The organism is Oerskovia sp. Root918 (genome assembly GCF_001428945.1).
Taxonomy (GTDB): Bacteria; Actinomycetota; Actinomycetes; order Actinomycetales; family Cellulomonadaceae; genus Oerskovia; species Oerskovia enterophila.
The window spans coordinates 114,258-140,489 of sequence record NZ_LMJG01000016.1; the positions used below are offsets into that span (position 1 = coordinate 114,258).

Below are 26,232 nucleotides of genomic sequence, written 5' to 3' on the forward strand. Positions count from 1 at the left end.
TCGGGTCCGCGCCCCTGGAAGGTGTGCCGTCAGATCGTCGACCAGCCGCCGTCCGACATCAGGAGTGCGCCGTTGACGTTGGCGGAGTCCTCGGACAGCAGCCACGTGATCGAGGCCGCGAGCTGCTCGGCGGTCGCGGGCGCGGGCACGGTCGCCTGCATGATCGGGCCCAGGCGCTGGGCGCCCAGCTCGGAGCGGAACGGCGCCTCGATGTTGGTCGCGACGGCCCCGGGGGCGACCGCGTTGACCCGCACGCCTGCCGGGCCGTAGAAGAGCGCGGTGCTCTTGGTGAGGCCGACGACCGCGTGCTTGGAGGTCGCGTAGGGCGTGCCCGACGCGCCGGCGCGGATGCTGGCCTCGCTCGCGACGTTGACGATCCGTCCGTGGCCGGCCTCGACCATCGCGGGCAGCACGGCGCGCATGAGCTTCATGGGTGCGGTCACGTTGATGCGCAGGACACGCTCCCACAGGGCGTCGTCGATCTCTGCCGTGGGGACGAACGCGTCCATGATCCCGGCGTTGTTGACGAGGCCCGTGATGCGCCCTTCGCCGACCTCGACGATCTGCGCGATCACCGCGTCGTCGGACACGTCGCCCACGACGGTCATCAGGGGGGCGTCGCCGACCTCTACGCTGAGCGCATCGAGCCGTTCGGCGTCGAGGTCGCTCGCGATGACGCGGGCGCCCTCGGCGAGGAGCCGGGTCGCGGTGGCCTTGCCGATGCCGGAGCCTGCGCCGGTGACGACGACGGTCGCTCCTGCGAAGCGGTTCGGGATGGTCGACGTGGTCATGATGGGGTCCTTCCGCCGGATGAAGGGACCGGGTGTGGCCCCTGCTACCTTTTTAACACTGAGTGCCATAAAGAAATGCCTCGAGGAGATGTGATGTCGGAGACAACCGCGCGCCGAGGTCGGCCGGCCACCGTCGACCGGGACCGGGTGGCGGCCACGGCCCTGCGCCTCTTCACCGACGAGGGGTTCGGCAACGTGACGATGGACGACGTCGCGCAGGCGTGCGGCGTCGGCCGTCGGACCTTGTTCCGCCTGTTCCCCTCCAAGGCCGCGATGGTCTGGGGCGGGTCGGGCGAGGCCCGCGAGACCATCACGGGCGCGCTCGACGCCGCGGGCGACGTCGGGCTGCCCGAGGCCCTCGACGTGGTGCGGGACGCGTTCGTGGCGTCGTCGACCTTCCCGCCCGAGGCGCTCGAGGTCACGCGCCAGCGGCTGTGCCTCATCGCGGCGGACGAGGAGCTCCTCTCCTGGGGCACGTCGAGCATCGGGACCTCGGCCGTCCTGGTCGCGGAGTTCCTGGGGCGGGCCGAGGGGGCTGAGCAGCCCTCGTTGCGCGCCCGGTCGCTGGCCGGGGCCTGCGCTGCGGCGAACTTCGCAGCGCTCGTCTGGTGGGCGCAGTACGCCCCCGGGCGGGACCCCGCCCGGGTCGTCGACGAAGCGCTCACGCACCTGCTCGACGGCGCGCGCACCTGGGCCGCGCAGGCCTGAGCAGCGGGGGGCACCGGCTGCCGGGCCCGCCGCGCCTCCCGGCGCTGCGCCCGGACGGTGAGGCCAGGGGGATTGTGTGAAGGATGTCCTGCGTGGGGGTGGCGACGCGTAACCTGTCACGCATGGCAAGCGAACCAGCCGACGGCGGCCAGGGCGGCAGCGCCGCGATCGACGGACTCATCGACCCCGAGGACCCCTCGGCCACGTACGTCCTGGAGCCCGACGTCGTCGCTCCCCTCGTGGCCCGGATCGTCACCTCCCACACCGCGGGCGACCACCGCTCGCTCCTCCCGTTCACGGGCGCCCCGCTCGCGGCGATCCCCCTGTCCTCGGTCGAGGACGTGGCGGACGCGGTCGGGCGCGCTCGACGTGCGCAGCGCTCGTGGGCGCACACCACGGTCGCCGAGCGCGCGGCCGTGCTCCTGCGCTTCCACGACCTGGTCCTGGAGCGGCAGTCCGAGGTCCTGGACCTGCTGCAGATGGAGACCGGCAAGTCGCGGCGCAGCGCGTTCGAGGAGGTCGCGGACATCGCCCAGGTCACGCGGCACTACGGCGTGCGGGCGGGTGCGTACCTCGCGGACCGTCGCGTGGGTGGCATGCTCCCGGTCCTGACCCGGGCCTCAGTGCACCGCCGGCCCGTGGGGGTCGTCGGCGCCATCGCTCCCTGGAACTACCCGCTGACTCTCGGTCTCGCCGAGGCCCTGCCCGCGCTCGTGGCGGGCAACGCGGTCGTGCTCAAGCCGGACCCGCAGACGTCCCTGACCGCGCTGTGGGCCGCCGAGCTCCTCGAGGAGGCCGGGCTGCCCGGCGACCTCTTCCTCGTCGTCGCGGGCGGCGGCGACATCGGTGCCGCCCTGACCGGCCACGTCGACCACATCGCCTTCACGGGCTCGACCGCGACGGGGCGCAAGGTCGCCGCACAGGCGGGCGAGCGCCTCATCGGGACCACGCTCGAGCTCGGCGGCAAGAACCCCCTGTACGTCGCGGCGGACGCGCACGTCCCGTCGGCCGCCCAGGGCGCGGTCCGCGCCTGCTTCTCGAACAGCGGCCAGCTGTGCGTCTCGATCGAGCGCCTGATCCTCCACGAGGACATCGCCGAGGAGTTCCTCGACGCGTTCGTCCCGCTCGTGCGCGGGCTCACGCTCGGGACGGCGCTCGACTACTCGGTCGACATGGGCTCGCTCACGTCCCAGGCGCAGCTCGACCGCGTGGTCGCGCACGTCGACGACGCCCTGGCGCAGGGCGCGCGGGTGCTGGCAGGCGGTGTCCACCGCGCGGACATCGGCCCCTTCTTCTACGCGCCCACGGTCCTCGACCACGTCCCGCCCACCGCGGACTGCGCCCACGAGGAGACGTTCGGCCCGGTCGTCTCGGTGACCCGCGTGCCCGACGACGCGACCGCGATCCGCGTCATGAACGACTCCGAGTACGGGCTCAGCGCGAGCATCTGGACCCAGGACACGGCCCGGGGGCGCCGCCTCGCGGCGCAGGTCGAGGCCGGCGCCGTCAACATCAACGACGGCTACGCCTCGGCGTTCGGGTCGGTCTCGGCCCCCATGGGCGGGTTCAAGTCGTCGGGCCAGGGGCGCCGACACGGACGCGAGGGCATCGAGGCGCTCACCGAGCCCCAGACGATCGTGGTCCAGCGCGGGGTGTCCCGCGGGCTGAGCTTCGACACGCTGTACGCCCAGCCGGGGGACCGGCCCAGCCGGTTGCTCACGGCCGCGTTCTCGGTCATGAAGAAGCTGCGCCTGCCGTAGCGGCGTCGCACCGGCCGACACCCACGGCGCTCTGCCGTGGGTGTCAGGGCGCCGTGGAGAGCGACTCCAGGGCGTCGGTGACCGCGGTCTCCTTCGTGCCAAGGTGCACGGGCTCGCGGTGCGTGACGGCGTCCCAGGCTGCCTTGAGCGAGGCCGGCACCTCGCGGACGCGGTACATCACGGCCTTCGCGGGCTCGACGCTCGTCGAGGAGACGCCCACACCCACGGCATCGATCCCCGCCCGCGAGCACGAGAACAGGGCACGCGGCAGGTGGTAGTCCTGCGTCACGACCACGGCCTCGGTGACCCCGAAGATCTCGCGCGCACGGACGCACGTGTCGTGGGTGTCGAACCCGGCGAAGTCGCGGACCACGTGCTCGGCCGGGACACCTTGCTCCACGAGCCAGTCGAGCATCGCGGTCGGCTCGTCGTACCCCTCGCGCGAGTTGTCGCCGCTCACGAGGACGACCTGGACCTTCCCCTGCTCGTAGAGCTCGCGGGCCGCGTCGAGGCGGCGACGCAGGAAGGTGGACGGCGACCCGTCGGGTCGCAGGCCCGCGCCGAGCACGAGGGCCACGGGGCGGTCGGGCGTCGAGGCGACGCCGGGGCTGACCCGGGACTGACCGCTGACCTGCACCCAGGCGAGCGGAGCCGCGACCACGAGCACGAGCGCGGCAGCGCCGAGCGCGAGCGCGCGCCGACGCCGTCGAGAGGTCGGGACGGGCGGGGCTGTCTGTTCCGTCGACTCCGTCGGTGCCGTGCTCCCCTGCAGTTCGCTCACGCGGGCGAGCCTAGCGGCCGGTCACGGGTCAGGGGCCTCGCCACCGCGCGCGTCGCCGCCTGACGTCGAGGCCGGGCCGCAAGGACCCGACGAGACTGTGACCCGGGGGAGCGGTCAGACGGCTCCCGGGGCCCCGAGGAGACCCGCGAGCTCGGTCCGGAGGTTCTCCTCGGCGCGCGCGGCCCAGCGCTCGCGCCCGAGCGGCGTCCGGAAGAGCTCCGGCAGCGCGAGGAGCTGCTCGAGCACCGCGGCGCGTCCTGCGCGGAAGAGGTCGTCGGGGACGTGCGCGTACTCCGCACGGACCTGGCGCACGTAGCGGGCGTAGCGGTCGGGCATGGCGCCGAGGATCGCGAGGTCCGCATCGCACACGAGCGCGCCCGCGGTGTCACCGGGGGAGGGGTCGTGGCCCGCGGTGAGCCGGACGAGCCGGGCGACCTCCGCCACGTCGTCGGCCGTGAGGTGCGTGCTGACTGCGGCGGGGTCCGCGCCCGGGCCGGGCGTCGTCGTCGGGCCGGCGACCAGCGGGCCGAGGCTCGCCACCGCGAGCGCGGCGGACGCCTCCTCGTCGTCGCCCGCGACGCCCTCGTGGACCGCGTCGTGGAACCACAGCGCGAGCTGCGCACGCAGCGACGTGCCCGACGGCGCCGGCTCGCCGCGCGCAGGTACGCCCGGCGAGCGTCCCTCGAGGACAGCGAGCGAGTCGAGCACGTGCACCAGGTGCGAGGGGCCGTGGTAGGCGCGGTGCGGCTCGTGCCAGCGGCGCACGAGGTCCGCACCGACCTCGCGCGCGCCCGGGACGCCCGGCAGGAGCGTGTCCCAGCGGGCCCCGAGCGCGGCGGCCTTCGCGGCCCCGCGCTCGCGCGCAGGGACGCGCAGGCCCGAGGCGCGCAGCCGCACGATGAGCTCGCGGCCAGACACCTCGTGCGCGCCCGCGGCGACGCAGTCCGCGTGCCGGTCGGCCGGGACGTCGTAGTGGTCGAGGTCGAACGCGCGCCGCCCCAGTCCCCGGCGCTCGGCGAACGCGTGCAGCTCGTCGAGCGAGGAGTCGGACACGAGGTGGGACCAGAGGGTCCCGTGGGCCGGCCAGGTCGGCGGGTCGATGAGAAGAGCCACGCCTCGACCCTAGAGGGTCGAGGCGTGGCTCGGGTCGTGCGCCGGCAGTGCCGTGCCGGTGCACTGTCGTCGTCGGGCGGTGCTCCCTGCCCGACGGCGTCAGCGGGGTGGTGAGGTCAGCTCTCCTCGGCGAGGGTCGGCTCGGACGCGCCGTCCTCGGCCGGGACCTCGGTGGCCACCGTCTCGGAGGCTAGCGCAGCCGGCGGGAACGTGACAGGTCGACCCGCCTTCTCGGTCTCCTCGACGACCTCGACGCTCAGGCGGGCGATCGCGAGCTCCTCCATGGTGGGGACGACCATGACGAGCGTGCTCGTCCAGTCGGGCGAGATGACGCGCGGCTCCTTGCTGCGGACCGCGTTGCGCTCGGGGTCGACCGCGATGCCCAGCCCTGCGAGCCCCTCGACGACCTGGGCGCGCACGATGTCGTCGTTCTCGCCCACGCCCGCCGTGAAGGCGATCACGTCGATGCGCCCCAGCACGGCCATGTACGCGCCGATGTACTTGCGCAGGCGGTGGATGTAGACGTCCAGGGCCAGCCGGGCGTCCTCGTCTCCCGCCGCGATGAGCTCGTGCAGCGCACGGAAGTCGTTCTCCCCCGCGAGGCCCTTGATGCCCGAACGCTTGTTGAACAGGTCGTCGAGCTCGTCGATCGACATGCCCGCGTTGCGCGCGAGGTGGAAGATGACCGCGGGGTCGATGTCCCCGGTGCGGGTCCCCATGACCAGGCCCTCGAGCGGCGTCAGCCCCATCGAGGTGTCGACCGCGATCCCGCCGCGCACGGCCGATGCCGACGCGCCGTTGCCGAGGTGCAGGACGATGATGTTGAGGTCCTGCAGGCGGCGGCCCAGGACGCGCGCGACCTTGCCCGACACGTAGTGGTGGCTCGTGCCGTGGAAGCCGTACCTGCGCACGCCGTACTTCTCCGCGGTCTCCTTCTCGAGCGCGTAGGTCGAGGCGGCCTTGGGCAGCGACGAGAAGAACGCGGTGTCGAACACCGCGACGTGCGGGACGTCGGGCAGGAGCCGACGCGCGACCGAGATGCCCGTGACGTTGGCCGGGTTGTGCAGCGGCGCGAGCGGGGCCAGGTCGAGGATCTGGCGCTCCACGTCGTCGTCGACCAGGACCGGACGCGAGAACGTCGCGCCGCCGTGCACCACGCGGTGCCCCACGGCGTAGACGTTGGCGTCCGCGAGCCGCGGCCCGACCTCGTCGAAGAGCGAGAGCGCGATGCGCAGCGCCTCGCCGTGGTCCGCGACGTGCTCCTCGCGCGTCGTCGTGTTCCCCGCGAAGCGGTGCTTGATGACCCCGCTCGACTCGCCGATGCGCTCGATCGTCCCGGCGGCGATGGCCTCGCCGCCCACCGGGTTGACCAGCTGGTACTTGAGCGAGGACGAGCCCGAGTTCATCACGAGCACCGAGCCGTGCGCGCCGTACGCCGAGTACGGGTTGGTGCGCTCGTGCTCCGGGAGGACGGTCATGCGGATGCTCCGTTCGTGCTGGTCAGGGCGGTCGACCCTGCCTGTGCCTGGATGGCCGTGATGGCCACGGTGTTGACGATGTCCTGGACCAGGGCACCGCGCGAGAGGTCGTTCACGGGCTTGTTGAGGCCCTGCAGGACCGGTCCCACGGCCACCGCTCCGGCCGAGCGCTGCACGGCCTTGTAGGTGTTGTTGCCCGTGTTGAGGTCCGGGAAGATGAAGACGGTCGCCTTGCCGGCCACGTCCGAGCCCGGCATCTTGGAGGCCGCCACCGAGGCGTCCACCGCGGCGTCGTACTGGATGGGGCCCTCGACGAACAGGTCGGGGCGACGGCTGCGGACCAGCTCGGTCGCCGAGCGCACCTTGTCGACGTCGACGCCCGAGCCGGACTCGCCCGTCGAGTAGGACAGCATCGCGACGCGCTGGTCGATCCCGAACTGCAGCGCCGTGGCCGCGGACGAGATGGCGATGTCCGCGAGCTGCGTGTCGGTCGGGTCGGGGTTCACGGCGCAGTCGCCGTAGACCAGGACCCGGTCCTCGAGGCACATGAGGAACACCGACGAGACGACCGAGACGCCCGGGACGGTCTTGATGATCTCGAACGACGGCTTGATGGTGTGCGCCGTGGTGTGCCGGGCGCCCGAGACCATGCCGTCGGCCAGGCCGAGGTGGACCATCATGGTGCCGAAGTAGGACACGTCCGGCACGATCTCGCGTGCCCGCTCGACCGTCATGCCCTTGTGGGCGCGCAGCCGCGTGTACTCCTCGGCGAACCGTTCGACGAGCTCGGGGTCGTGCGGGTCGATCACGGTCGCGGCGTCGATGTCGAGGCCCAGCTCGGTCGCGCGCGCCCGGATCGACTGCTCGTCGCCCAGGATCGTGAGGTCCGCGACCTGACGGCCCAGGAGCGTCGAGGCCGCGCGCAGGATGCGGTCGTCCTCGCCCTCGGGGAGCACGATGTTCTTGCGGTCCGCGCGGGCCCGTGACAGGAGCTCGTACTCGAACATGAGCGGCGTGACGACCTCCGGGCGCGGGACGTCGAGCCCCGCGAGGAGCGCCGCGCCGTCGACGTTCTGCTCGAACAGCGCGAGCGCGGTGTCGACCTTGCGCTGCGACTCCTTGGACACCCGGCCTCGCGCGCGCGACGCGGCGCTCGCCGAGCGGAACGTCCCCAGGTCCGTGCGGATGATCGGCAGGCTCGGGTCGAGGGCCTCGACGAGGCGCCCGGTCGAGTCGGGCGGGTAGAACCCGCCGTTGAGGATGATGCCCGCGAGCGACGGGAAGTTGCGCGCCTGCTGGGCAGCGAGCAGCCCGATGAGGATGTCGCTGCGGTCGCCGGGCGTGATGACCACGGCGCCGTCGACCAGCTTGTCGAGCAGGTGCTCGAGCGACATGGCGCCCACGAGCACGTCGAGCACCTCGCGGCCGAGCAGCTCGGGGTCGCCCAGGGCGAGCTCGCCGCCCACGGCCTCCATGAGCGCGGCCACGGTGGGCGCGTTGAGGAACGGGTCCTCGGGGATGGCCCAGCCGGGCAGCGTGCCCGACGACAGCGTGGCCAGCTGGGCGCGCACGTCCTCGATGCTGGCCGGCAGGCAGCGGTTCGCGATGACCGCGATGGGCTGGGCGTGGTTCGAGCGCAGCTCGGACACGCTGACCTCGATGAGGTTCGCGATGGCCTCGGGGGAGCGCTCGCGGCCCGAGACGACCAGGAGCACGGGGGCTCCCAGGTTGGCGGCGATCCGCGCGTTGAACGCGAGCTCGGTCGGTCCCGCGACGTCGGTGTAGTCCGTCCCGACGACGACCACGAAGTCGCACTGCTTGGCGACCTCGTGGTAGCGCGAGACGATCTGCGCGAGCGCGGCCTCGGGGTCGGCGTGGACGTCGTCGTACGTGACGCCCATGGCCTCCTCGTAGGTGAGGTCGACGCCGTCGTGCGCGAGCAGGAGCTCGAGCACGTAGTCGCGGTCCTGCTCGCGTGAGCCGGCGTCGGCCGGTGCGGACCCACCCGGGGCGCCCACGGCCTCGACGGGGACCGTCGCCCCCGTGAAGGCGCTGGGCGAGGTCCTGGTCACGGGGCGGAAGACCCCGACCCGCTGGACCCTGCGGGTCAGCAGGTCGAGGACTCCCAGGGCGATCGTCGACTTCCCCGTCTCACCCTCGGGTGAGGCGAGGTAGATGGATCGGGCGGTGCTGGTCACTCGTTGTCGCCTCCGGTAGCGGCGGCCGCGTCGTACGCCGGCCCGCCTTCTGCAGTTGCGGTGTCGCCCGCGTCGGGCCACACCCAGTCACGGACCGAGGGGATGTCCTCGCCGTGCTCCCTCGTGTACTGACGAGCCTCGAGACGAGCGTCCACCATCTTCTGGCGCAGCCCGGCCGCCTTCGACCGCAGCGAGGGCACGCGGTCGATCACGTCGATCACCAGGTGGAACCGGTCGAGGTCGTTGAGCATGACCATGTCGAACGGTGTGGTGGTGGTGCCCTCCTCCTTGTAGCCGCGCACGTGGATGTTCTCGTGCCCGTTGCGGCGGTAGGTCAGGCGGTGGATGAGCCACGGGTAGCCGTGGTACGCGAACACGACCGGCTTGTCCGTGGTGAACAGCGTGTCGAAGTCGCGGTCGGAGAGCCCGTGCGGGTGCTCCTTCTCGTCCTGCAGGCGCATGAGGTCCACGACGTTGACCACGCGGACCTTGAGCTCGGGCAGGTGCTGGCGCAGCAGGTCTGCCGCGGCCAGGGTCTCGAGCGTGGGGACGTCCCCGGCGCAGCCGAGCACCACGTCCGGGTCCTCGCCCGGGACCTCGGTGCCCGCCCACTCCCAGATGCCCAGGCCGCGCGTGCAGTGCGCCACGGCCTGGTCCATGGTCAGGAAGTTCGGCGCCGGCTGCTTGCCCGCGACCACGACGTTCACGTACTGGCGCGAGCGCAGGCAGTGGTCGTAGGTCGAGAGCAGCGTGTTGGCGTCCGGCGGCAGGTAGACGCGGACGATCTCGGCCTTCTTGTTGACCACGTGGTCGATGAAGCCGGGGTCCTGGTGGCTGAACCCGTTGTGGTCCTGGCGCCACACGTGGCTCGAGAGCAGGTAGTTGAGGCTCGCGATGGGTCGGCGCCACGGGATGTCGTTGGTGACCTTGAGCCACTTGGCGTGCTGGTTGAACATCGAGTCGATGATGTGGATGAAGGCCTCGTAGCACGAGAAGAGCCCGTGGCGCCCCGTGAGGAGGTACCCCTCGAGCCAGCCCTGGCACTGGTGCTCGGAGAGCATCTCCATGACGCGACCCGCGCGCGCGAGGTGCTCGTCGACGTCGGGCCCGAAGAACTCGGCGTTCCACTGCTTGTCCGTGACCTCGTAGACCGCCTGGAGGCGGTTGGACGCTGTCTCGTCCGGTCCGAAGATCCGGAAGTTGTCCGGGTTGAGGCGGACCACGTCGGTCAGCCACTGCCCCAGGACCCTGGTCGCCTCGGAGAGGCCCGCGCCGGGGGCCGTGACCTCGACGCCGTAGTCGCGGAAGTCGGGCAGGCGCAGGTCCTTGAGGAGCAGGCCACCGTTGGTGTGCGGGTTGTCGCTCATGCGCAGCGTGCCGCGCGGGGCGAGCTGCGCGATGTCGGCGTCGAGCCGGCCCTTGTCGTCGAACAGCTCGTGGACCCGGTAGGAGTCGAGCCAGTCCTTGAGGTCCTGGAGGTGCTCGGGGGTGTCGCGCGCGCTCGCGAGCGGCACCTGGTGCGAGCGCCAGGAGTCCTCGGTCTTCTTGCCGTCGATGGACCTGGGTCCCGTCCAGCCCTTGGGCGTGCGGAACACGATCATGGGCCAGAACGGGCGCTCGTCGTTGCCCGCCGCGGCGTCGGCCTTGATCCGCGCGATGTGGTTGAGCACCTCGTCGAGCAGGGTCGCGAACCGGCGGTGCACCTCGTAGTGGTCCTCGCCGTCGAACCCGCCCGAGAAGAAGTAGGGCGTGTGCCCGTAGCCGACCATGAGGTCGTGCAGCTCGTCGTCGCTGATGCGGCCGAGGATCGTCGGGTTCGCGATCTTGTACCCGTTGAGGTGCAGGATCGGCAGCACGACGCCGTCGTTGACCGGGTTGACGAACTTGTTCGAGTGCCAGCTCGTGGCCAGCGGTCCGGTCTCGGCCTCGCCGTCACCCACGACCGCCGCGACGAGGAGGTCCGGGTTGTCGAACGCCGCACCGTACGCGTGCGAGAGCGCGTAGCCGAGCTCGCCACCCTCGTGGATCGAGCCGGGCGTCTCCGGGGCCACGTGCGAGGGGATGCCGCCGGGGAACGAGAACTGCCGGAACAGGCGGCGCAGGCCCTCGGTGTCCTGCGTGATGTCGGAGTACACCTCGGAGTACGTGCCCTCGAGGTAGGAGTTCGCGACGAGGCCGGGGCCGCCGTGGCCGGGCCCCGTGACGTAGATCGTGGACTGCTCGCGCTCGACGATCGCACGGTTGAGGTGCGCGTAGAGGAAGTTGAGACCGGGCGTGGTGCCCCAGTGGCCCAGGAGACGGGGCTTCACGTCGTCCCGGTCGAGCGGCTCGCGCAGCAAGGGGTTCGCGAGCAGGTAGATCTGCCCCACCGAGAGGTAGTTGGCCGCCCTCCACCAGCCGTCGACGCGGGCGAGGGTCTCCTCGGAGAGAGGGACGACCTCACCGGATCGCCAAGGTGTTCCTTCTGTCGGACGCGAGGTGGTCGTAGTCATCGCACGCTCCAGCTGTACCGGGGGATGGTGGCCCCTTCATACAACCCCATCGGTTGGGGTGACGCATGGTTTCGGTGGTCCCACGGAGTGTGAGGTGCGCCCGAAACGGCAGAAAAGGACGAAGGTCCCCGACCGGCTGGTCAGGAAGTCCCGATCGGGTCGTCGACGCGGCCGGGAGTGGTGTGGGTCACGTCTCCCCGCACGGATTCTCCGGGGCAACTCGCGCCCGGTTACCGTGGGGGCGTGTCCGACCAGGCCTCCCCTCGCCCAGGCTTCTGGGCCGTCGCCCGCAGCCCCCGCATGATCGGCTTCCTGCTGCTCTTCCTCCTCGCGGCGGGCGTGTGCGGACGGCTCGGGATGTGGCAGCTCGACCGCGCCTACGAGCGTGCCGAGCTCGCCCAGCAGCACGCCCTCGCGGAGGCCGAGGCGGAGGCCGAGGCCCAGGGGCCCGACGGGCTCGGTGAGCTCCTGCGTCCGCAGTCGACGTTCCCGGGCGAGCTCGTGGGGCGCAAGGTCTGGGTCGAGGGCGAGTACGAGGCCGAGGGGCAGCTCCTGGTCGCGGGCCGCGCGCTCGACGGCGAGACGGGCTTCCTCGTCCTGACGCCCCTGCGCGTGTCCGACGACGGGACGGGCGGCGAGTCCTGGGCCGACCTGTCCGGCTCGCCCGTCGTCCCGGTCGTCCGCGGCTGGGTCCCGACGGCGGACGCTGAGGACGACGTGGCCCTCGCCGTACCCTCCGGCCAGGTGCGCGTCACCGCGTACCTCCAGGCCTCGGAGGCCGACGGGACCGGAGGGCTGCCCGAGGGGCAGACCGACTCGATCTCGTCCGCGGCGCTCGCGAACGTGTGGGGCAACCCCATCTACGGCGGCTACCTCGTCCTGATCGACTCCGACCCGTCCCAGCTCGCGGCGTCCGAGGGCGGCCCGCAGGTGCTGCCCCGGCCCACGATCGAGGGCGGCACGGGCGTCAACGTCCAGAACGCGTTCTACGCGCTCCAGTGGTGGATCTTCGGGGCGTTCGCGGTCCTGCTGTGGGTCCGCCTGGTCCGCGACGAGGCGGCCGGTGGTCGCAAGCGCGGCGACGGCGTCTCGAGCGGGATCGCGGGGCTGCCCGACCTGCCGGCCGCGCCGCGGGGGACAGCGGGCGAGCCGGCAGGCGAGGCGCCGGGAGAGGCGGCCGGCGAGGCCCCGGACGGCCCCGTCAGGAACCAGAGGGCGTGAGCTCGAGCAGCAGCTCGACGGTCCCGGCGTCCTCGACCGTGACGAAGCCGAGGTTCGGCGCGCTCACGTCGTAGTCGGAGAACGTCACGGGGATGGACCCGCTGACCTGCGCCCCGCCGCCCACGGTCTGGGCGTCGAGGGTCACGGTGACCTCGTGCGAGACGCCCTTGATCGTGAGCGTCCCGGTCGCCTGGACGGTCGCGGTGCCGCTCGCGAGGCCCGACAGGTCGACGGGCGAGGTGAGGACGAACGTCGCGGTCGGGTGCGCCGAGGTGTCGAGGATCCCGAGGAACTGTCGGTCGCGGCCCGAGTCGTCGGTCTCGATGGTCGTCATGTCGACCTCGATGCTGGCCGCCGTGAGCGTGCCGCCCTCGATCGTCACCCCGCCGCGCACGTCGCTCGTCCGCCCGACCACGGTCACGTCCTGTCCCGAGAGGACCTCGTCCACGCGGTAGCCGGCCTGCGACCCGGTGTCGACGGCGTAGGTGCCGTCAGCAACAGGACCCGCCGTGCCGGCCGTGCCGCCCGAGTCGTCCGCGGAGTCCGACGACGCGCTGGGCGCGACCGACGTCAGGGCGAGCGGGGCGGCCTCGGTCCCGGCCTGCGAGCGGGCGTAGACCCAGGTTCCGCCCAGGAGCAGGGCGCCGCAGAGCAGCACGATCCCGATGGTCAGCGCGACGGTCTTCTTCATGGCAGCCCTACTCCCTAGTTGAACGATCAACTAAGCCTTGTCGGGTTGCCTGAGGATTGCCTGGGAGCAGGGCGTCGCGAGCGCTGTGAACCCGGGTGCCGTGCCGCGGGCCCGCCGACTACTCCTGCTGCCAGGAGTGCCAGAGGCGCGCGTAGTCGCCCCCTGCGGCGACGAGCTCCTCGTGCGGTCCGATCTCGGTGATGCGGCCCCCGTCGACGACCGCGACCCGGTCGGCGTCGTGCGCGGTGTGCAGGCGGTGCGCGATCGCCACGACCGTGCGTCCCTCGAGCACCGCGTTGAGCGAGCGCTCGAGGTGCCGGGCCGCCCGCGGGTCGAGCAGCGAGGTCGCCTCGTCGAGGATCAGCGTGTGCGGGTCGAGCAGCACGAGCCGGGCGAGCGCGACCTGCTGGGCCTGCGCCGGGGTCAGGACGTGGCCGCCCGAGCCGACCTCGGTCGCGAGGCCCTCGGGGAGCGACTCGACCCACCCGCGGGCGTCGACCGCGGCCAGCGCGGCGAGCAGCTGCTCGTCGTCCGCTCCCTCGTCGGCCAGGCGGAGGTTGTCCGCGAGCGAGCCCACGAACACGTGGTGCTCCTGGGTGACCAGGGCGACGTGGCGGCGCAGGTCGTCGAGCGGCAGGTCGACCAGGTCGACACCGCCCACCTGCACCGACCCACCCGTGGGTGGGTGGATGCCCGCGAGCATGCGGCCCAGGGTCGACTTGCCCGCGCCCGAGGGGCCGACCACGGCCAGGCGCTCACCGACGCGAAGGTCCAGGTCGATCCCGTGCAGCACGTTGTGCCCCGCGCGGTACGCGTACTCGACGTCTCGCGCCACGACGTGCTCGTCGGCGGGGACGTCGTCCCCAGCCTCGCGGTCGCTGTCGACGAGCTTGACGCCCACGATGCGGGCGAGCGACGTCGCCGCGACCTGGATCTCGTCGAGCCAGAAGATGAGCTCCCACACGGGCCCCGCGAGCTGGAACGCGTACATCGCGATGGTCGTCACGGCGCCGAGCGTCGCGTGCCCCGTGGAGATCATGTAGCCGCCCCACACGATGACCGCGACGGGCGCGAGGACGAACGTGAAGTCGACCGCGGGGAACAGCACGGTCCGCAGGTTCAGCGTGTACCTCTCGGCGGCGAAGGCCTCCTGCAGGTCCGCCTGGACCCGTGCCCGACGGCGTGCGCCCAGCCGCAGGGCGTCGACCGTCCGCGCACCCTCGACCGACTCGGTGATGGTGCCGTTGAGTGCCGCGTAGGCCGCGGACTCGCGCTGGTAGCCCGGAGAGGCCCGGCGCAGGTACCAGCGGGAGACGACGACCATGAGCGGCACGCCGACGAACAGCGAGACCGCGACGAGCGGCGACGTGAGCAGGCTCGCGACGACCGTGAGCAGGATGGTCACGACCGCGACGATCAGGCGCGGGACGCCGAACCGGACGGCGTGCTGGATGCGGTTGACGTCGTTCGTGGTGCGCGCGACGAGGTCGCCCGTGCCCGCGCGCTCGACGGTCGACAGCGGCAGGGTCGTGACGGTCTCGAGGAAGTCCTCGCGGAGCTCGGCGAAGACGGCCTCACCGAAGATCATCGAGGCCTTCTGGGCGTAGCGGATGAGCACGGCCTGGACGATGACCGCGACCACGCCGATCGCGATGACCTGGTTCACGTAGGTGGCCGTGGTGCCCTGGGTGACCGCGTCGACGAGCCTGCCCAGGATCCACGGGCCCGCGAGCCCCGCGACCGCCGCGACGGTGTGCAGGACCGCGAGCCCGATCAGCGTCCCGCGGTGCTCGCGGACCAGGTAGGCGGTGTGCTTGCGGACGGTGGGGCCGTCGGCGATGGGCAGCTTCATGACACGCCCTTCGAGGCGTCGGAGAGCTCGGGGGAGCTCGAGGTCAGGTGGTCGGTCCCGTGCGCGTCCTCGGCGACCTCGCCGGGCGGCGCGGCCGCGGGCTCGTCCATCGAGCGCCCGACGACGGCGCGGTAGCGCGCGGCCTGCTCGCCCTGGTGCGCGCCGCGCGGGCGGTGCAGGAGCTCGCGGTGCGTCCCGTGGGTCACGACGCGGCCGTCCTCGACGAACAGGACGTCGTCCACGTGGTCGAGCACGAGCGGGCTCGCGGTCACGACGAGCGTGGTGCGACCGCGCCGGACCTCGGCGAGGCGCTCGGCGATCCGTGCCTCGGTGTGGGCGTCGACCGCGCTCGTGGGCTCGATCAGGATCAGGATCTCCGGGTCGGTGAGGATCGCGCGGGCCAGCGCCACGCGCTGACGCTGGCCGCCGGACAGGGACCGGCCCTTCTCCGGGAGGTCGCCCGCGAGGCCGTCCGGGACCGAGTCCAGGACGTCGTGCGCGTCGGCGATCATGATGGCGCGCATCAGCTCGGCCTCGAGGTTCCCCCCGCGCACGTCGAGCTCCTCGCCGAGCACGCCCGAGAACAGGTGCGGCGTGGCCTCGGCGACGACGATGCGCTCGCGCACCACGTCCTTGTCGAGGTCCGCGAGCCGGACCCCGCCCAGGTGCACGGGCGTGCCCGCCTCCGCGACGTCGTCGAACCGGCCCATGCGCGTGGCGATGCGCGCCGACTCGTCCGGGTCCACGCTCACGAGCGCGACGACCCGGCCGGGTGCGAGCTCGACGCCGCTCGCGTCGTCGACCAGCACCGAGCCCACGGGCGGCGTCGCGGCCGTGCCGGGCGTCGCGCCCGTCGCGGGGACGACCGAGAGGACCTTGATGAGCTTCTTCGCGGCGACGTGCGCGCGCGTCGTGGCCTGGAGCGTCTGCGTCGCGATCTGCAAGGGCCACGACAGGAACGCCGCGTAGCCGTAGAACGCCACGAGCTGCCCCGGGCTGATCTCCCCGCGCACCGCGGCGTGCGCGCCCAGGTACAGGACCAGGGCCACGAACAGCCCGGGCAGCAGGACCTGGAGCGCGTCGAGGTAGGACTGCGTCGTCGCGACGCGCACGCCCGTGCGGCGCACGTCCTGCGACTGGGTCCGGTACCGGTCCGTGAAGACCTTCTCGCCGCCGATGCCGCGCAGGATCCGCAGGCCCGAGACGGTGTCCGCGCCGAGCGTCGTGAGCCGGCCCGAGGCCTCGCGCTGGGCGGCCTGGCGCTGCTGGAGCGGCTTGACGAGGAACGCGAGGATGCCCGCGACGACCGGCAGGCCCAGGACGACGACGAGCCCCAGCTGGAACGAGGTGCTCAGCATGATGCCCGCGACGACCGCGTACGCCATGAGCGAGCCCGCGAACCGCGCCGCGATCGCGTAGACCTCGCCCACGCGCAGGGCGTCCGACGCGACGGCCGAGACGACCTCTCCCGTGGGGAGCTCGTCGGTGATGGTGTGCCCCGAACGGGCCACGGTGTCCCCGACGAGCTGCGACGTGGTGAAGGCCGAGCGCAGCCAGTTCTCGATGTCGAAGCGGTGCCCCACCGCGGCGGCGGCCACCTGGACCACGCCGATCCCGAGCATGACCGCGGCCCAGCCCAGCAGGACTGCGCCGAAGCCCTCGCTCAGTCCTTCGTCGAGGGCTCGGCCGAGCACGTAGGGCATGACGGCCTGGCACCCGAACGTGACCATGCCGAGCAGGACGGCGATCGTGAGGATGCCCCACTGGCGGCGGGCGAGCCACCAGAGGAGGGCGCCAGGGCCGGTGAGCGGAGGGGTGCCCGGGTCGGGGAGGGGGAGGGGTCGCACGGTCACTAACATTAGGTGTGGCCACCGACACCGAGCCACGGATTTTCGCACAGCGTAAGGAAACCTTCCCATGACCACGCCCGACCCCGCCGGCACGCAGCAGACCTCCGACGCCGTGGCGCAGGCCCCCACGCAGGAGGTCGTCGACACCGCGGTCCGCAAGGCCCGCGGTGCGCTCGCGCGCTACCGCGTGATGGCTCTCATCACCGGTGTGATGCTCCTGATCCTGTGCGTCGAGATGATCGTCAAGTACGGCGTGGGCGCGTTCGTCGACGTCGACGGCGTGATGCGCTTCGTCGGCTGGATCCCGTTCGCGCACGGGTGGATCTACGTGGTCTACCTCGTCACGGTCCTCGACCTGTGGTCCAAGATGCGCTGGAGCTGGGGCCGCCTGACCAGCATGGTGTTCGCCGGTGTCGTGCCGGTCATGTCCTTCGTCCTGGAGAAGAAGGTCCACCGCGAGGCCGAGGCCAAGCTCGACGCGCTCGTGGAGCAGTACGCACGATGACCTCGCTGCCGCCGCTGGTCGTGCCCTCGACCGAGCCGCTCAGCCCTGAGGAGCTCGCCCGGTACTCGCGGCACCTCGCGCTGCCGGGCATCGGGATCGAGGGCCAGCAGCGGCTGCGCGCCGCGCGCGTCCTGGTCGTGGGCGCGGGCGGGCTGGGCAGCCCCGCGCTGCTCTACCTCGCGGCGGCCGGGGTCGGCACGATCGGGATCGTCGACGACGACCGCGTCGAGGTCTCCAACCTCCAGCGCCAGGTGATCCACGGCGGCTCGGACGTGGGGCGGTCCAAGGTCGACTCCGCGCGGGACGCGATCGCCGAGGTCAACCCGCACGTGACCGTCCGCCTGCACGAGCAGCGCCTCGACGCGGGCAACGTCCTGGACGTCCTGGCCGGCTACGACCTGGTCCTCGACGGGACCGACAACTTCGCGACCCGCTACCTCGTGGGGGACGCCGCGGAGATCGCGGGCATCCCGTGCGTGTGGGGCTCGATCTTCCGGTTCCAGGGCCAGGTGAGCGTCTTCTGGGCGACGCCCCCCGGGGGCGAGGGCGTGGTCTACCGCGACGTCTTCCCCGAGCCGCCGCCCCCCGGCACGGTCCCCGACTGCGCCACGGGCGGTGTGCTCGGTGCCATGTGCGGGACGATCGGCTCGGTCATGGCGACCGAGGCCGTCAAGCTCGTCACGGGCGCGGGCCGCACGCTCCTGGGACGCCTCGCGGTCTACGACTCGCTCGAGCTCACGTGGCGCCACCTCACGGTCCGTGCCGACCCGCAGCGCGTCCCCGTCACGGGGCTGCTGTCCGGGGACCAGGCCTACGAGGCGTTCTGCGGGCTGGCGCCGGTTCCCGCGGGCGCCGGCACGGCGCGTCCTGCGGTCGCGGGGGGCCTCTTCGAGAGCCTCTCGGGCCCGACGGCGGAGGGTCGCCTCGCGGTCGACCTCGCCCAGGTCTCGGAGGAGTCGGGCGGGCGCGGGCTGCCCGGGGCGGGCACGGTCCTCGGTGCGCCGGTCCGCGGGCCGGGCGTGGCGTCGTCGGGCCCCGTGGGTGCTCCGGCCGGAGCTGGCCCGGCCCCGACGAGCCTGACCCCCCGCGAGCTCGCCGCCCGCCTCGCCGACCCCGACGACGACCTGCTGCTGCTCGACGTGCGCGAGGACTGGGAGACGCAGATCGTCGGGATCGACGGCGCCCGCGTCGTGCCGAGCGGGGTCTACGCCGGGCCGGACGCGCGGGCCGCGCTCGCGGACCTTCCCCGGGACCGGACGGTCGCGGTGCTGTGCAAGGTCGGGGGCCGGTCGGACCGGGTCGCGGGGCTCGCACGAGCGGTGGGCGTGGACGCGCGCAACGTCGAGGGCGGGGTCCTGGCGTGGGTGCGGGACGTCGAGCCGGGGCGCCCGACGTACTGATCGCTCCGCTGAGGTAGAGGCCTGCCGTCGAGGTAGAGGGCCAGAGGCCTCTACCTCGACGAGAAGCCTCTACCTCGGCGAACCGGTCACAGCGCCAGGTCGAGGTTCCCGCCGCCCAGCACACCGGCCCCCGTGAGACCGGCCGCCAGCCCGGCGCCGCCCGACCCGGTCCGGCCCACCATCCCGTCGACCGGTGAGCTCGCGAGCGCCTGCTCGCGCCGCGGGATGCGGCCCGCGAGCGCGGCGAGGCGCCCGGCCTCGACCGCGAGCCGCATGGCCGTGGCCATCCGCACGGGGTCGGCCGCGCGGGTGACCGCGGTCGCCAGGAGAACCCCGTCGCACCCGAGCTCGAGGGCGTGCGCGGCCTCGGACGCGGTCCCGATCCCCGCGTCCAGGATCACGGGCACCCGGGCGGCCGACGCGATGGCCGCGATGTTGCGCGGGTTGAGGATGCCGAGCCCCGACCCGATGGGCGCACCGAGCGGCATGACGGCCGCGCACCCCACGTCCTCGAGGCGGCGCGCGAGGATGGGGTCGTCGTTGGTGTACGGCAGCACCGTGAAGCCGTCGCGGACCAGGGTCTCGGCGGCCTGGACGAGCCCGATCGGGTCGGGCAGGAGCGTCACGTCGTCGGCGATCACCTCGAGCTTGACCCAGTCCGTGCCGCAGGCCTCGCGCGCGAGGTGGGCCGTGAGGACTGCCTCCTTGGCCGAGAAGCAGCCCGCGGTGTTGGGCAGGGCGCGGATGCCGAGGCGGTCGAGCAGGCCCCAGATGCCGGTCTCGCCCGCACCCCCGTCGCCGCCCGCGCCACCCGACGGACGCACCCGCGCGACGCGGCGCACCGCGACGGTCGTGAGCGCGGTCCCGGACGCCACGAGGGCGTCCTCGAGCGTCAGCAGGTTGGCCGCGCCGCCCGTGCCCATGACCAGGCGGGAGCCGAGGGGGACGCCCGCGACGACCAGGGAGTCGTCGGGTGCGCGGTCCGTGTCCTGCCTGGTGTCAACCACCCTGCACCGCCGTGACGACCTCGACACGGTCGCCGTCGCGCAGGGTCGTGGACGACCACGTGCTGCGGGGGAGCACGGCGTCGTCGATCGCGACCGCGACGCCGCGGGGGACGTCCCCGGTGTCCCCGACGAGCTCGGGCAGGAGCGCGGCGACCAGCGCTGCGACGGTCGTGGGGGCGGTGAGCGGGTAGGGCTCGCCGTTGACGAGGGCGCTCGCGGTCGAGCGCGGGTGCACGGTGATGCCTGCGGGAGGGGTCGTCGGCCGCGCGCCGGTCGTCGTGGACGGGGGAGTCGGGTGGGTCATGTGGTCCTCCGGGAGGTGGGAGCCGAGGTAGAGGTGTGCCGTCGGGGTAGAGGGCCCCACCCCGCTACCTCGACGCGAGCCCTCTATCTCGCGGGGGTAGGGGTGGGCGAGAAGCGCAGGGGGTCGATCGCCGCGACCGCGGGCGGCAGCGGCTGGCCGGTCAGGACCGCGTCGATCGCTGCCCCCGTGACGGGGGCGAGCAGCACGCCGTTGCGGTAGTGGCCCGTGGCGAGGACCAGGCCGGGGACGGTGGTGGGCCCTAGGAACGGCAGGTTGTCGGGCGTGCCCGGGCGCACGCGCGGGGTGACCTCGACGAGGGCCAGCTCGTCGAGCCCGGGCAGCAGGGCGCGCGCGTCGCGCAGGAGCGCGAAGACGCCGCCCGCGGTCGCGCGCCGGTCGTCGGGGTGCTCCTCGCTCGTCGCGCCGACGACGACCTCGCGGTGCCCGCCGGGCCCGGGCGTACGCGGTACGACGTACACCGGACGCCCTTGCACGATCCCTCGCACCACGTGGTCGAGCGTGAACCACGCGGGGGCGTCGAGCCGCAGCGTCTGCCCCTTCACCGGACGGGTCGGGGCGCACACCTCGGGGACGTCCGCGAGCAGGTCCCCCGAGTCCGCACCCGCCGCGAGGACCACGGTCCCCGCGCGGTGCTCGACGCCCGCGTCGTCGAGCGCCCCGGTCACGGGAGAGCCGGGTCCGGACGCGCGCAGCAGCCGGACCGCCCGGCGGCGCACGACGGCGGCGCGCGGGTCCCGCGCGAGAGCCGCGGTCAGCGCGCGGTGCACCGCGCGGGGATCGACCTGATGGTCGCCCGGTGCCCAGAACGCACCGGCCACGCGCGGCCCGACGAGCGGTTCGCGCTCGCGCGCCGCCGCGACCGAGATCTCGGTCGAGTCGAGCCCCCAGGCCTCCTGGAGCGCGCGCACGCGGCGCCCGAGCGCCAGGTCGTCGCCGTCGTAGGCCAGCGTGAGCGTGCCGGTCGCGCGCAGCCCGACGTCGAGCCCCGAGTCCGCCTCGAGCTCGGCCGCGAACGCTGGCCACCGTGCCGCCGAGTCGGCGCCCAGGCGCAGCGCGGTCTCCTCGCCGAAGTCGGCCTCGGTCACGGGCGCGAGCATCCCGGCCGCGGCGTGGGTCGCGCCGTCGCCCGGGGCCGGGTCCAGGACGGTCACGCGCAGGCCAGCACGCGAGGCCCGCCAGGCCGCGGTGAGCCCCACGATGCCGCCGCCCACGACGAGGACGTCCGTGGCGCCGTCGGGCGTGGTGATCGTCGTCCGGTCGCCGGGCGCGACGCGCCTCACGGGGCCCGACGGCGCCGCGCCCCCCAGGCTCCCGTCGCGCCCCGGCGGACGCGCGGGCAGGGCGGGGTGGTCGGTGGACAGGGCTGCGCACATGCGCTCGCTCCCTTCGCTGGCATGACCCAGATCAGGTTCGACGGTCGGCTCTCGCCCTCTCAGCCCCGTGCGGGGCTCCCGTGCTTCGCGGCCACCCTACAACGCACGCCGGCCACGCTCGGGGCGTGCCCACGGGCTGCGCCGCGACCGTGTCCCGGGCGGGCCGCGCCTATCCTGGGCGCCGTGACCACTGCTCCGACCGGCGACGCCGAGCCCCGACAGCACACCTCGCCCCAGCGCACCAGCCCCACGGCTCCTGCCGGGCGGGCCCGCCCGGCGGCCGTCGAGCGCCTGCGGGCGGCCCGGCTGTACCTGTGCACCGACGCCCGCGAGGAGCGCGGCGACCTCGAGGACTTCCTGCACGCGGCGCTCGCGGGCGGGGTCGACGTGGTCCAGCTCCGCGACAAGGGGCTCGACGTCGCGCGCGAGCTCGAGCTGCAGGAGGTCGTCGCGCGCGTCGCGACCGAGCACGGGGCGCTGTGGGCGGTCAACGACCGGGCCGATGTCGCCCTCCTGACGGGAGCCCCGGTGGTGCACATGGGTCAGGGCGACCTGCCCGTGCCCGCGGTGCGGTCGCTCCTGGGTGCGGGCCCGCTGCTGGGCCGCTCGACGCACTCGCTCGCCCAGGCCACGGCCGCCGAGGCGGATCCCGAGGTCGACTACTTCTGCGTGGGACCGCTCTGGGCGACGCCGACCAAGCCGGGGCGCGACGCCGTCGGGCTCGACCTGCTGCGACAGGTCGCCGCGACGGCGCCGACCACGCCGTGGTTCGCGATCGGCGGTGTCGACGCCGCGCGGCTCGACGAGGTGCTCGACGCGGGGGCCGAGCGCATCGTCGTGGTGCGTGCGATCACGGGCGCGGCCGACCCCGAGCGGGCCGCTCGCGAGCTGCGCGGACGGCTGCCCGCCTGACGCGCGCAGTGATCCCCGTCGCACGTCGTGGACCGATGCCGGGGATCGGCGCCGAGCCAACTATCCTGGGCTGGTGACACCCACCCCCTCAGCCCCCCGGCCCGTATTGGTCGTCGACTTCGGCGCACAGTACGCCCAGCTGATCGCGCGTCGCGTGCGTGAGGCCAAGGTGTACTCGGAGATCGTCCCCCACACCTTCACCGTCGAGCAGATGCTCGCCAAGAACCCGGCAGCGATCATCCTGTCCGGTGGTCCCTCGTCCGTGTACGCGCAGGGTGCGCCCTTCGTGGACCCCGCGCTGTTCGACGCCGGCGTGCCCGTCCTGGGCATCTGCTACGGCTTCCAGGCCATGGCCAAGGCGCTCGGTGGCACGGTCGCGCAGACCGGCCTCAGCGAGTACGGCGGCACGGCCGTCGAGGTCTGCCAGGCCGGTGCGCTGCTCGCGGGCTCGCCCGACCAGCAGACCGCCTGGATGAGCCACGGCGACGCCGTCCACGCGGCCCCCGAGGGCTTCGAGGTCCTCGCGACCTCGGCCGGCTCCCCGGTCGCAGCGTTCGAGGACACCGGGCGTCGCCTCTACGGCGTGCAGTGGCACCCCGAGGTCAAGCACTCCCCGCTGGGCCAGAAGGCTCTCGAGAACTTCCTGTACCAGGGCGCGGGCCTCGCCGGCGACTGGACCCCGGGCAACGTCATCGCCGATCAGATCGCGCTCATCCGCGAGCAGGTCGGCGACGCGCGCGTCATCTGCGGCCTGTCCGGAGGCGTCGACTCCTCGGTCGCCGCGGCCCTCGTCCAGCAGGCCGTGGGCGACCAGCTCACGTGCGTGTTCGTCGACCACGGCCTGCTGCGCGCGGGCGAGGTCGAGCAGGTCGAGCGCGACTTCGTCGCGGCCACGGGCGTCAAGCTCGTCGTCATGGACGAGAAGCAGCGCTTCCTCGCCGCGCTCGCGGGCCACTCGGACCCCGAGACCAAGCGCAAGATCATCGGCCGCGAGTTCATCCGCGCGTTCGAGCAGGCGGCGCGCGACATCGTCGCGGACGCGGGCGATCACGGTGGTGAGGTCAAGTTCCTCGTCCAGGGCACGCTGTACCCGGACGTCGTCGAGTCCGGCGGCGGCGAGGGCACGGCCAACATCAAGAGCCACCACAACGTGGGCGGCCTGCCCGACGACCTGCAGTTCTCGCTCGTCGAGCCGCTGCGGGCCCTGTTCAAGGACGAGGTGCGCGCCGTGGGCCGCGAGCTCGGCGTGCCCGAGGTCATCGTGGCCCGTCAGCCGTTCCCCGGCCCCGGGCTCGGCATCCGCATCGTCGGCGAGGTCACGGCCGAGCGCCTGGAGATCCTGCGCGCAGCGGACGCGATCGCGCGCGAGGAGCTCACGAAGGCCGGCCTGGACGACGAGATCTGGCAGTGCCCCGTGGTGCTCCTGGCCGACGTCCGCTCGGTAGGCGTCCAGGGCGACGGCCGTACCTACGGTCACCCGATCGTGCTGCGCCCCGTCTCCTCGGAGGACGCCATGACCGCGGACTGGACGCGCCTGCCGTACGACGTCCTCGCGATCATCTCGACGCGCATCACGAACGAGGTCAAGGACGTCAACCGCGTCGTGCTCGACGTGACGAGCAAGCCGCCGGGCACCATCGAGTGGGAGTGACCTCCCGCTGAGCCGTGAAGGGCCGGCCGCGCAGAGGAATCTGCGGGGCCGGCCCTTCGGCGTTCCTGGGCCGTTCTCGTCCGGGGTGGACGGGAGCCCGACGGCGGAGCGCGCCACATGCGGACGGCCTGCCGGTCCTGCGGTACCTTGCCCGTCATGGACCCTCGCGCAGCCCGCCCTCGCCTCGTCGTGGACCGTTGATGCTCGGCCGCTCCCGGCGGTCGCAGGTTCCCGCGCTCGACGAGCTCGTGGTCTCGAGCGTCGAGGTCCTGGAGCTCGGGCTGCCGGTGACCCGGGTCGTCCGGTGGCGCGACGGATGGACGTACCTCGCTGCGGTCGAGCCCGACACGTCACAGCCCGTGCTCGTGCACTTCCAGGACGTGCTCGTGCTCGATCCCGGGCTCGCGAGGCTCCCGCTCCGTCGGGCGCAGGTCGCCATCCGGGCCACCCGCGTCGGCACGGTCGGGCCGTGGGCCGTCCTCGGGCCGTACAGCACCCGGATCGTGGAGCAGATGCTGGGCGACGGCACGTTCGACCGCAAGCAGGACGGGATGCTGAGAGACCTTCCGGAGGACGGCGGCCCCGGGTCACGGCCGGACCCCGAGCCGTGGTCGCTCCGCGACGTCGTCGCCTGGAACGTGCAGCACCCCCGGACGTACCAGGTCCCCGAGGACACGTCGGGCGTGATCCCCGGAACCCTTGCCAAGCTCGTGTTCCTCCCCGACGAGGGGATCGGGGAGCGCATGTGGGTGCTTGTGACGGAGGTCGACGGCGATCGCATGGTCGGCGTGCTCGACAACGACCCGGCCGCCGTCGTGGGCCTGCTCGCCGGCGACCGGGTCGAGTTCGAGCGCCGGCACGTCCTGGACCTGGACACCCGACCCACGGGCTGACCGGTCAGTCCCGCGCGGTGCGCCCCACCCGTTCCTCGCGGTACGCCGCCGCCTTCTCGTACGCCTTCTCGACGTCCGCCAGCACGCTCGGCCATCCGCTCGACGGCCGGACCTCGCGGTTGTGCGCGACGATCCGGTCGAGCAGGCCGTCCTGCGTCACGAGCCGCACGATCTGGTCCGTCATCTCGGCGTCGTCGGCGGCGAGCAGCCCGTCGACGCCGTCCGTGAGCCGCTCGGCCACCCCTGACTCCTTGCGGGTCACCACGGCGAGCCCCGCTGCCTGTGCCTCGAGCGCCGCGATGCCGAACGACTCCTGGACCGCCGGTGCCAGGAACACGTCGGCGCGCGAGTAGAGGCGCTTGAGCTCGTGCGCTCCGAGGCGCCCCGGGAGGCTGACCGTCGACGAGAGCCCGTGCTCCTTGACGAACCGTCGGGCCGCGTCGAGCTCGGGTCCCTCGCCCGCGATCGTCGCGAACAAAGCATCGTGGGGGAGTCGCTCGACGGCCTGCCGGATCGACTCGAGCAGGGGGAGCACCCGCTTGCGCGGCGCGAACCGGGTCGCGGCGACGACGTGCACGGCCTTGCCCTCGCCGCGCGCGCCCCTCTCGACGCGCGGCACGGCCCACTCGTCGAGGTCGAGCCCGTTGTGCAGGATCTCGACGGGCACGCCCGGCCCCGCGATGCGTCGCAGCGGGGCCGCGGTCAGCTCGCTCACGGCCGACAGCAGGATCGGGAGACGCGACCAGTGCGTGACGCGGTCGAGCGCCGCGAACCAGCGTTCGGCCGAGCCCCACACGCTGTGCACGGTCAGGACCGCGGGCAGCCCGAGCCGCGCGACGGGGTGGAGGGACGCCTGCACCGACGGCGTCAGGACGCCCATGTGCAGGTGCACGACGTCGGGCCGTGACGCGCGCAGGCGGCGCGTCACGTGGTGGGCAGCGCGAGGGTGCACGGGGTAGCCACCGGGGATCCGGGCCGCGACGCGGTGGATCGTGACGCCGTCGTGCACCTCGGTGCTCACCCCGTGCTCGCCCCGCGCCGCGGGCGTCGTGGTGATCACCTCGACGGCGTGGCCCGCCGCGGCCTGCTGGGCCGCGAGGCGGCTCACCTGGGTCTCGATGCCGCCGAGAAGGGGCAGGTAGCAGTCCGTCACATGGGTGATCCTCACCCCCGGATTCTCCCATCACGCGGTGTCCGACCTGCCCGTGCGTGCGCCGTTTCGACGTCGAAC

General features: G+C 73.3%; 21 protein-coding genes and 1 riboswitch. Of the genes, 8 read left to right on the forward strand and 13 right to left on the reverse strand.

All coding sequences use genetic code 11. From position 1 onward, the window contains the following. Window positions 1–29 precede the first annotated feature (29 nt). A complete protein-coding gene (locus ASE27_RS18145; RefSeq protein WP_056653897.1) occupies window positions 30–791 on the reverse strand; it encodes an SDR family NAD(P)-dependent oxidoreductase in 762 nt (253 codons plus the stop codon). Between the two features lie 93 nt (window positions 792–884). Between ASE27_RS18145 and ASE27_RS18150 the strand changes: the two genes are divergently transcribed. Both ASE27_RS18150 and ASE27_RS18155 read left to right on the forward strand, forming a co-directional pair. Beyond that, a complete protein-coding gene (locus ASE27_RS18150) occupies window positions 885–1,499 on the forward strand; it encodes a TetR family transcriptional regulator (RefSeq protein WP_056653901.1) in 615 nt (204 codons plus the stop codon). Between the two features lie 122 nt (window positions 1,500–1,621). Beyond that, entirely contained in the window at window positions 1,622–3,259 is a 1,638-nt protein-coding gene (locus ASE27_RS18155; RefSeq protein WP_056653996.1) for a succinic semialdehyde dehydrogenase, read from the forward strand. A gap of 43 nt (window positions 3,260–3,302) precedes the next feature. On the opposite strand, the gene ASE27_RS18160 is transcribed toward ASE27_RS18155, so the two are convergent. The 5 genes from ASE27_RS18160 to ASE27_RS18180 form a co-directional block, all read right to left on the reverse strand. Then, window positions 3,303–4,040 carry a vancomycin high temperature exclusion protein gene (locus ASE27_RS18160; protein ID WP_235535490.1) on the reverse strand — a complete coding sequence of 246 codons (738 nt, stop codon included), beginning with the start codon at window positions 4,038–4,040 and terminating at the stop codon, window positions 3,303–3,305. 114 nt (window positions 4,041–4,154) lie between these two features. Further along, window positions 4,155–5,153: a DUF4031 domain-containing protein gene (locus ASE27_RS18165; RefSeq protein ID WP_056653904.1), complete on the reverse strand. Its 999-nt coding sequence runs from the start codon at window positions 5,151–5,153 to the stop codon at window positions 4,155–4,157. 116 nt (window positions 5,154–5,269) lie between these two features. Then, on the reverse strand, window positions 5,270–6,631 hold the full coding sequence (locus ASE27_RS18170) for an acetate/propionate family kinase (RefSeq protein WP_082609113.1): 1,362 nt from the start codon (window positions 6,629–6,631) through the stop codon (window positions 5,270–5,272). After that, a complete protein-coding gene (pta, locus tag ASE27_RS18175) occupies window positions 6,628–8,829 on the reverse strand; it encodes a phosphate acetyltransferase (protein WP_056653906.1) in 2,202 nt (733 codons plus the stop codon). Before pta ends, ASE27_RS18170 begins: the two co-directional genes overlap by 4 nt. Continuing rightward, on the reverse strand, window positions 8,826–11,321 hold the full coding sequence (locus ASE27_RS18180; protein WP_056653910.1) for a phosphoketolase: 2,496 nt from the start codon (window positions 11,319–11,321) through the stop codon (window positions 8,826–8,828). The genes pta and ASE27_RS18180 overlap by 4 nt, the downstream gene beginning before the upstream one ends. 243 nt (window positions 11,322–11,564) lie before the next feature. Here ASE27_RS18180 and ASE27_RS18185 point away from each other — a divergent pair, with 243 nt between their 5' ends. Then, window positions 11,565–12,542, forward strand: a complete 978-nt coding sequence (locus ASE27_RS18185; protein ID WP_235534258.1) for an SURF1 family protein — start codon at window positions 11,565–11,567, stop codon at window positions 12,540–12,542. On the opposite strand, the gene ASE27_RS18190 is transcribed toward ASE27_RS18185, so the two are convergent. The 3 genes from ASE27_RS18190 to ASE27_RS18200 all read right to left on the reverse strand — a co-directional run bounded on the left by ASE27_RS18190 (window position 12,523) and on the right by ASE27_RS18200 (window position 16,944). After that, the gene (locus ASE27_RS18190) at window positions 12,523–13,233 is read right to left on the reverse strand and encodes a YceI family protein (RefSeq protein ID WP_056653913.1); all 711 of its coding nucleotides are present in this window, start codon (window positions 13,231–13,233) and stop codon (window positions 12,523–12,525) included. The two genes, ASE27_RS18185 and ASE27_RS18190, sit on opposite strands and share 20 nt — an antisense overlap. 118 nt (window positions 13,234–13,351) lie before the next feature. Beyond that, window positions 13,352–15,085 carry an ABC transporter ATP-binding protein gene (locus ASE27_RS18195; protein ID WP_056653916.1) on the reverse strand — a complete coding sequence of 578 codons (1,734 nt, stop codon included), beginning with the start codon at window positions 15,083–15,085 and terminating at the stop codon, window positions 13,352–13,354. Beyond that, a complete protein-coding gene (locus ASE27_RS18200; protein ID WP_056653919.1) occupies window positions 15,082–16,944 on the reverse strand; it encodes an ABC transporter ATP-binding protein in 1,863 nt (620 codons plus the stop codon). The genes ASE27_RS18195 and ASE27_RS18200 overlap by 4 nt, the downstream gene beginning before the upstream one ends. Window positions 16,945–17,002: 58 nt before the next feature. Between ASE27_RS18200 and ASE27_RS18205 the strand changes: the two genes are divergently transcribed. Together ASE27_RS18205 and moeB are read left to right on the forward strand one after the other, a co-directional pair. Continuing rightward, window positions 17,003–17,440, forward strand: coding sequence for a DUF3817 domain-containing protein (locus ASE27_RS18205; protein ID WP_056653922.1), 438 nt, complete (start codon window positions 17,003–17,005; stop codon window positions 17,438–17,440). Then, on the forward strand, window positions 17,437–18,840 hold the full coding sequence (moeB, locus tag ASE27_RS21020) for a molybdopterin-synthase adenylyltransferase MoeB (RefSeq protein WP_056653926.1): 1,404 nt from the start codon (window positions 17,437–17,439) through the stop codon (window positions 18,838–18,840). The genes ASE27_RS18205 and moeB overlap by 4 nt, the downstream gene beginning before the upstream one ends. Before the next feature lie 86 nt (window positions 18,841–18,926). Here moeB and ASE27_RS18215 read toward each other — a convergent pair whose 3' ends face one another. From ASE27_RS18215 to thiO, 3 genes are all read right to left on the reverse strand, one after another. Further along, on the reverse strand, window positions 18,927–19,763 hold the full coding sequence (locus ASE27_RS18215) for a thiazole synthase (RefSeq protein WP_157257704.1): 837 nt from the start codon (window positions 19,761–19,763) through the stop codon (window positions 18,927–18,929). Window positions 19,764–19,839: 76 nt separating this feature from the next. After that, on the reverse strand, window positions 19,840–20,151 hold the full coding sequence (gene thiS / locus ASE27_RS18220; RefSeq protein ID WP_082609116.1) for a sulfur carrier protein ThiS: 312 nt from the start codon (window positions 20,149–20,151) through the stop codon (window positions 19,840–19,842). A gap of 83 nt (window positions 20,152–20,234) precedes the next feature. Then, window positions 20,235–21,545: a glycine oxidase ThiO gene (gene thiO / locus ASE27_RS18225; protein ID WP_082609117.1), complete on the reverse strand. Its 1,311-nt coding sequence runs from the start codon at window positions 21,543–21,545 to the stop codon at window positions 20,235–20,237. 6 nt (window positions 21,546–21,551) lie between these two features. After that, window positions 21,552–21,629, reverse strand: a riboswitch (TPP riboswitch). Between the two features lie 207 nt (window positions 21,630–21,836). On the opposite strand from thiO, the gene thiE reads away from it, so the two are divergent. From thiE to ASE27_RS18240, 3 genes are all read left to right on the forward strand, one after another. Further along, on the forward strand, window positions 21,837–22,457 hold the full coding sequence (thiE, locus tag ASE27_RS18230) for a thiamine phosphate synthase (protein WP_056654008.1): 621 nt from the start codon (window positions 21,837–21,839) through the stop codon (window positions 22,455–22,457). Window positions 22,458–22,530: 73 nt separating this feature from the next. After that, the gene (gene guaA / locus ASE27_RS18235; protein ID WP_056653929.1) at window positions 22,531–24,108 is read left to right on the forward strand and encodes a glutamine-hydrolyzing GMP synthase; all 1,578 of its coding nucleotides are present in this window, start codon (window positions 22,531–22,533) and stop codon (window positions 24,106–24,108) included. A 200-nt stretch (window positions 24,109–24,308) separates the two neighbouring features. Then, window positions 24,309–25,001 carry a DUF2314 domain-containing protein gene (locus ASE27_RS18240; protein WP_056653932.1) on the forward strand — a complete coding sequence of 231 codons (693 nt, stop codon included), beginning with the start codon at window positions 24,309–24,311 and terminating at the stop codon, window positions 24,999–25,001. 4 nt (window positions 25,002–25,005) lie between these two features. Here the strand turns inward: ASE27_RS18240 and ASE27_RS18245 are convergent, their stop codons facing one another. Continuing rightward, a complete protein-coding gene (locus ASE27_RS18245) occupies window positions 25,006–26,169 on the reverse strand; it encodes a glycosyltransferase family 4 protein (RefSeq protein WP_056653935.1) in 1,164 nt (387 codons plus the stop codon). Between the last annotated feature and the right edge of the window lie 63 nt (window positions 26,170–26,232).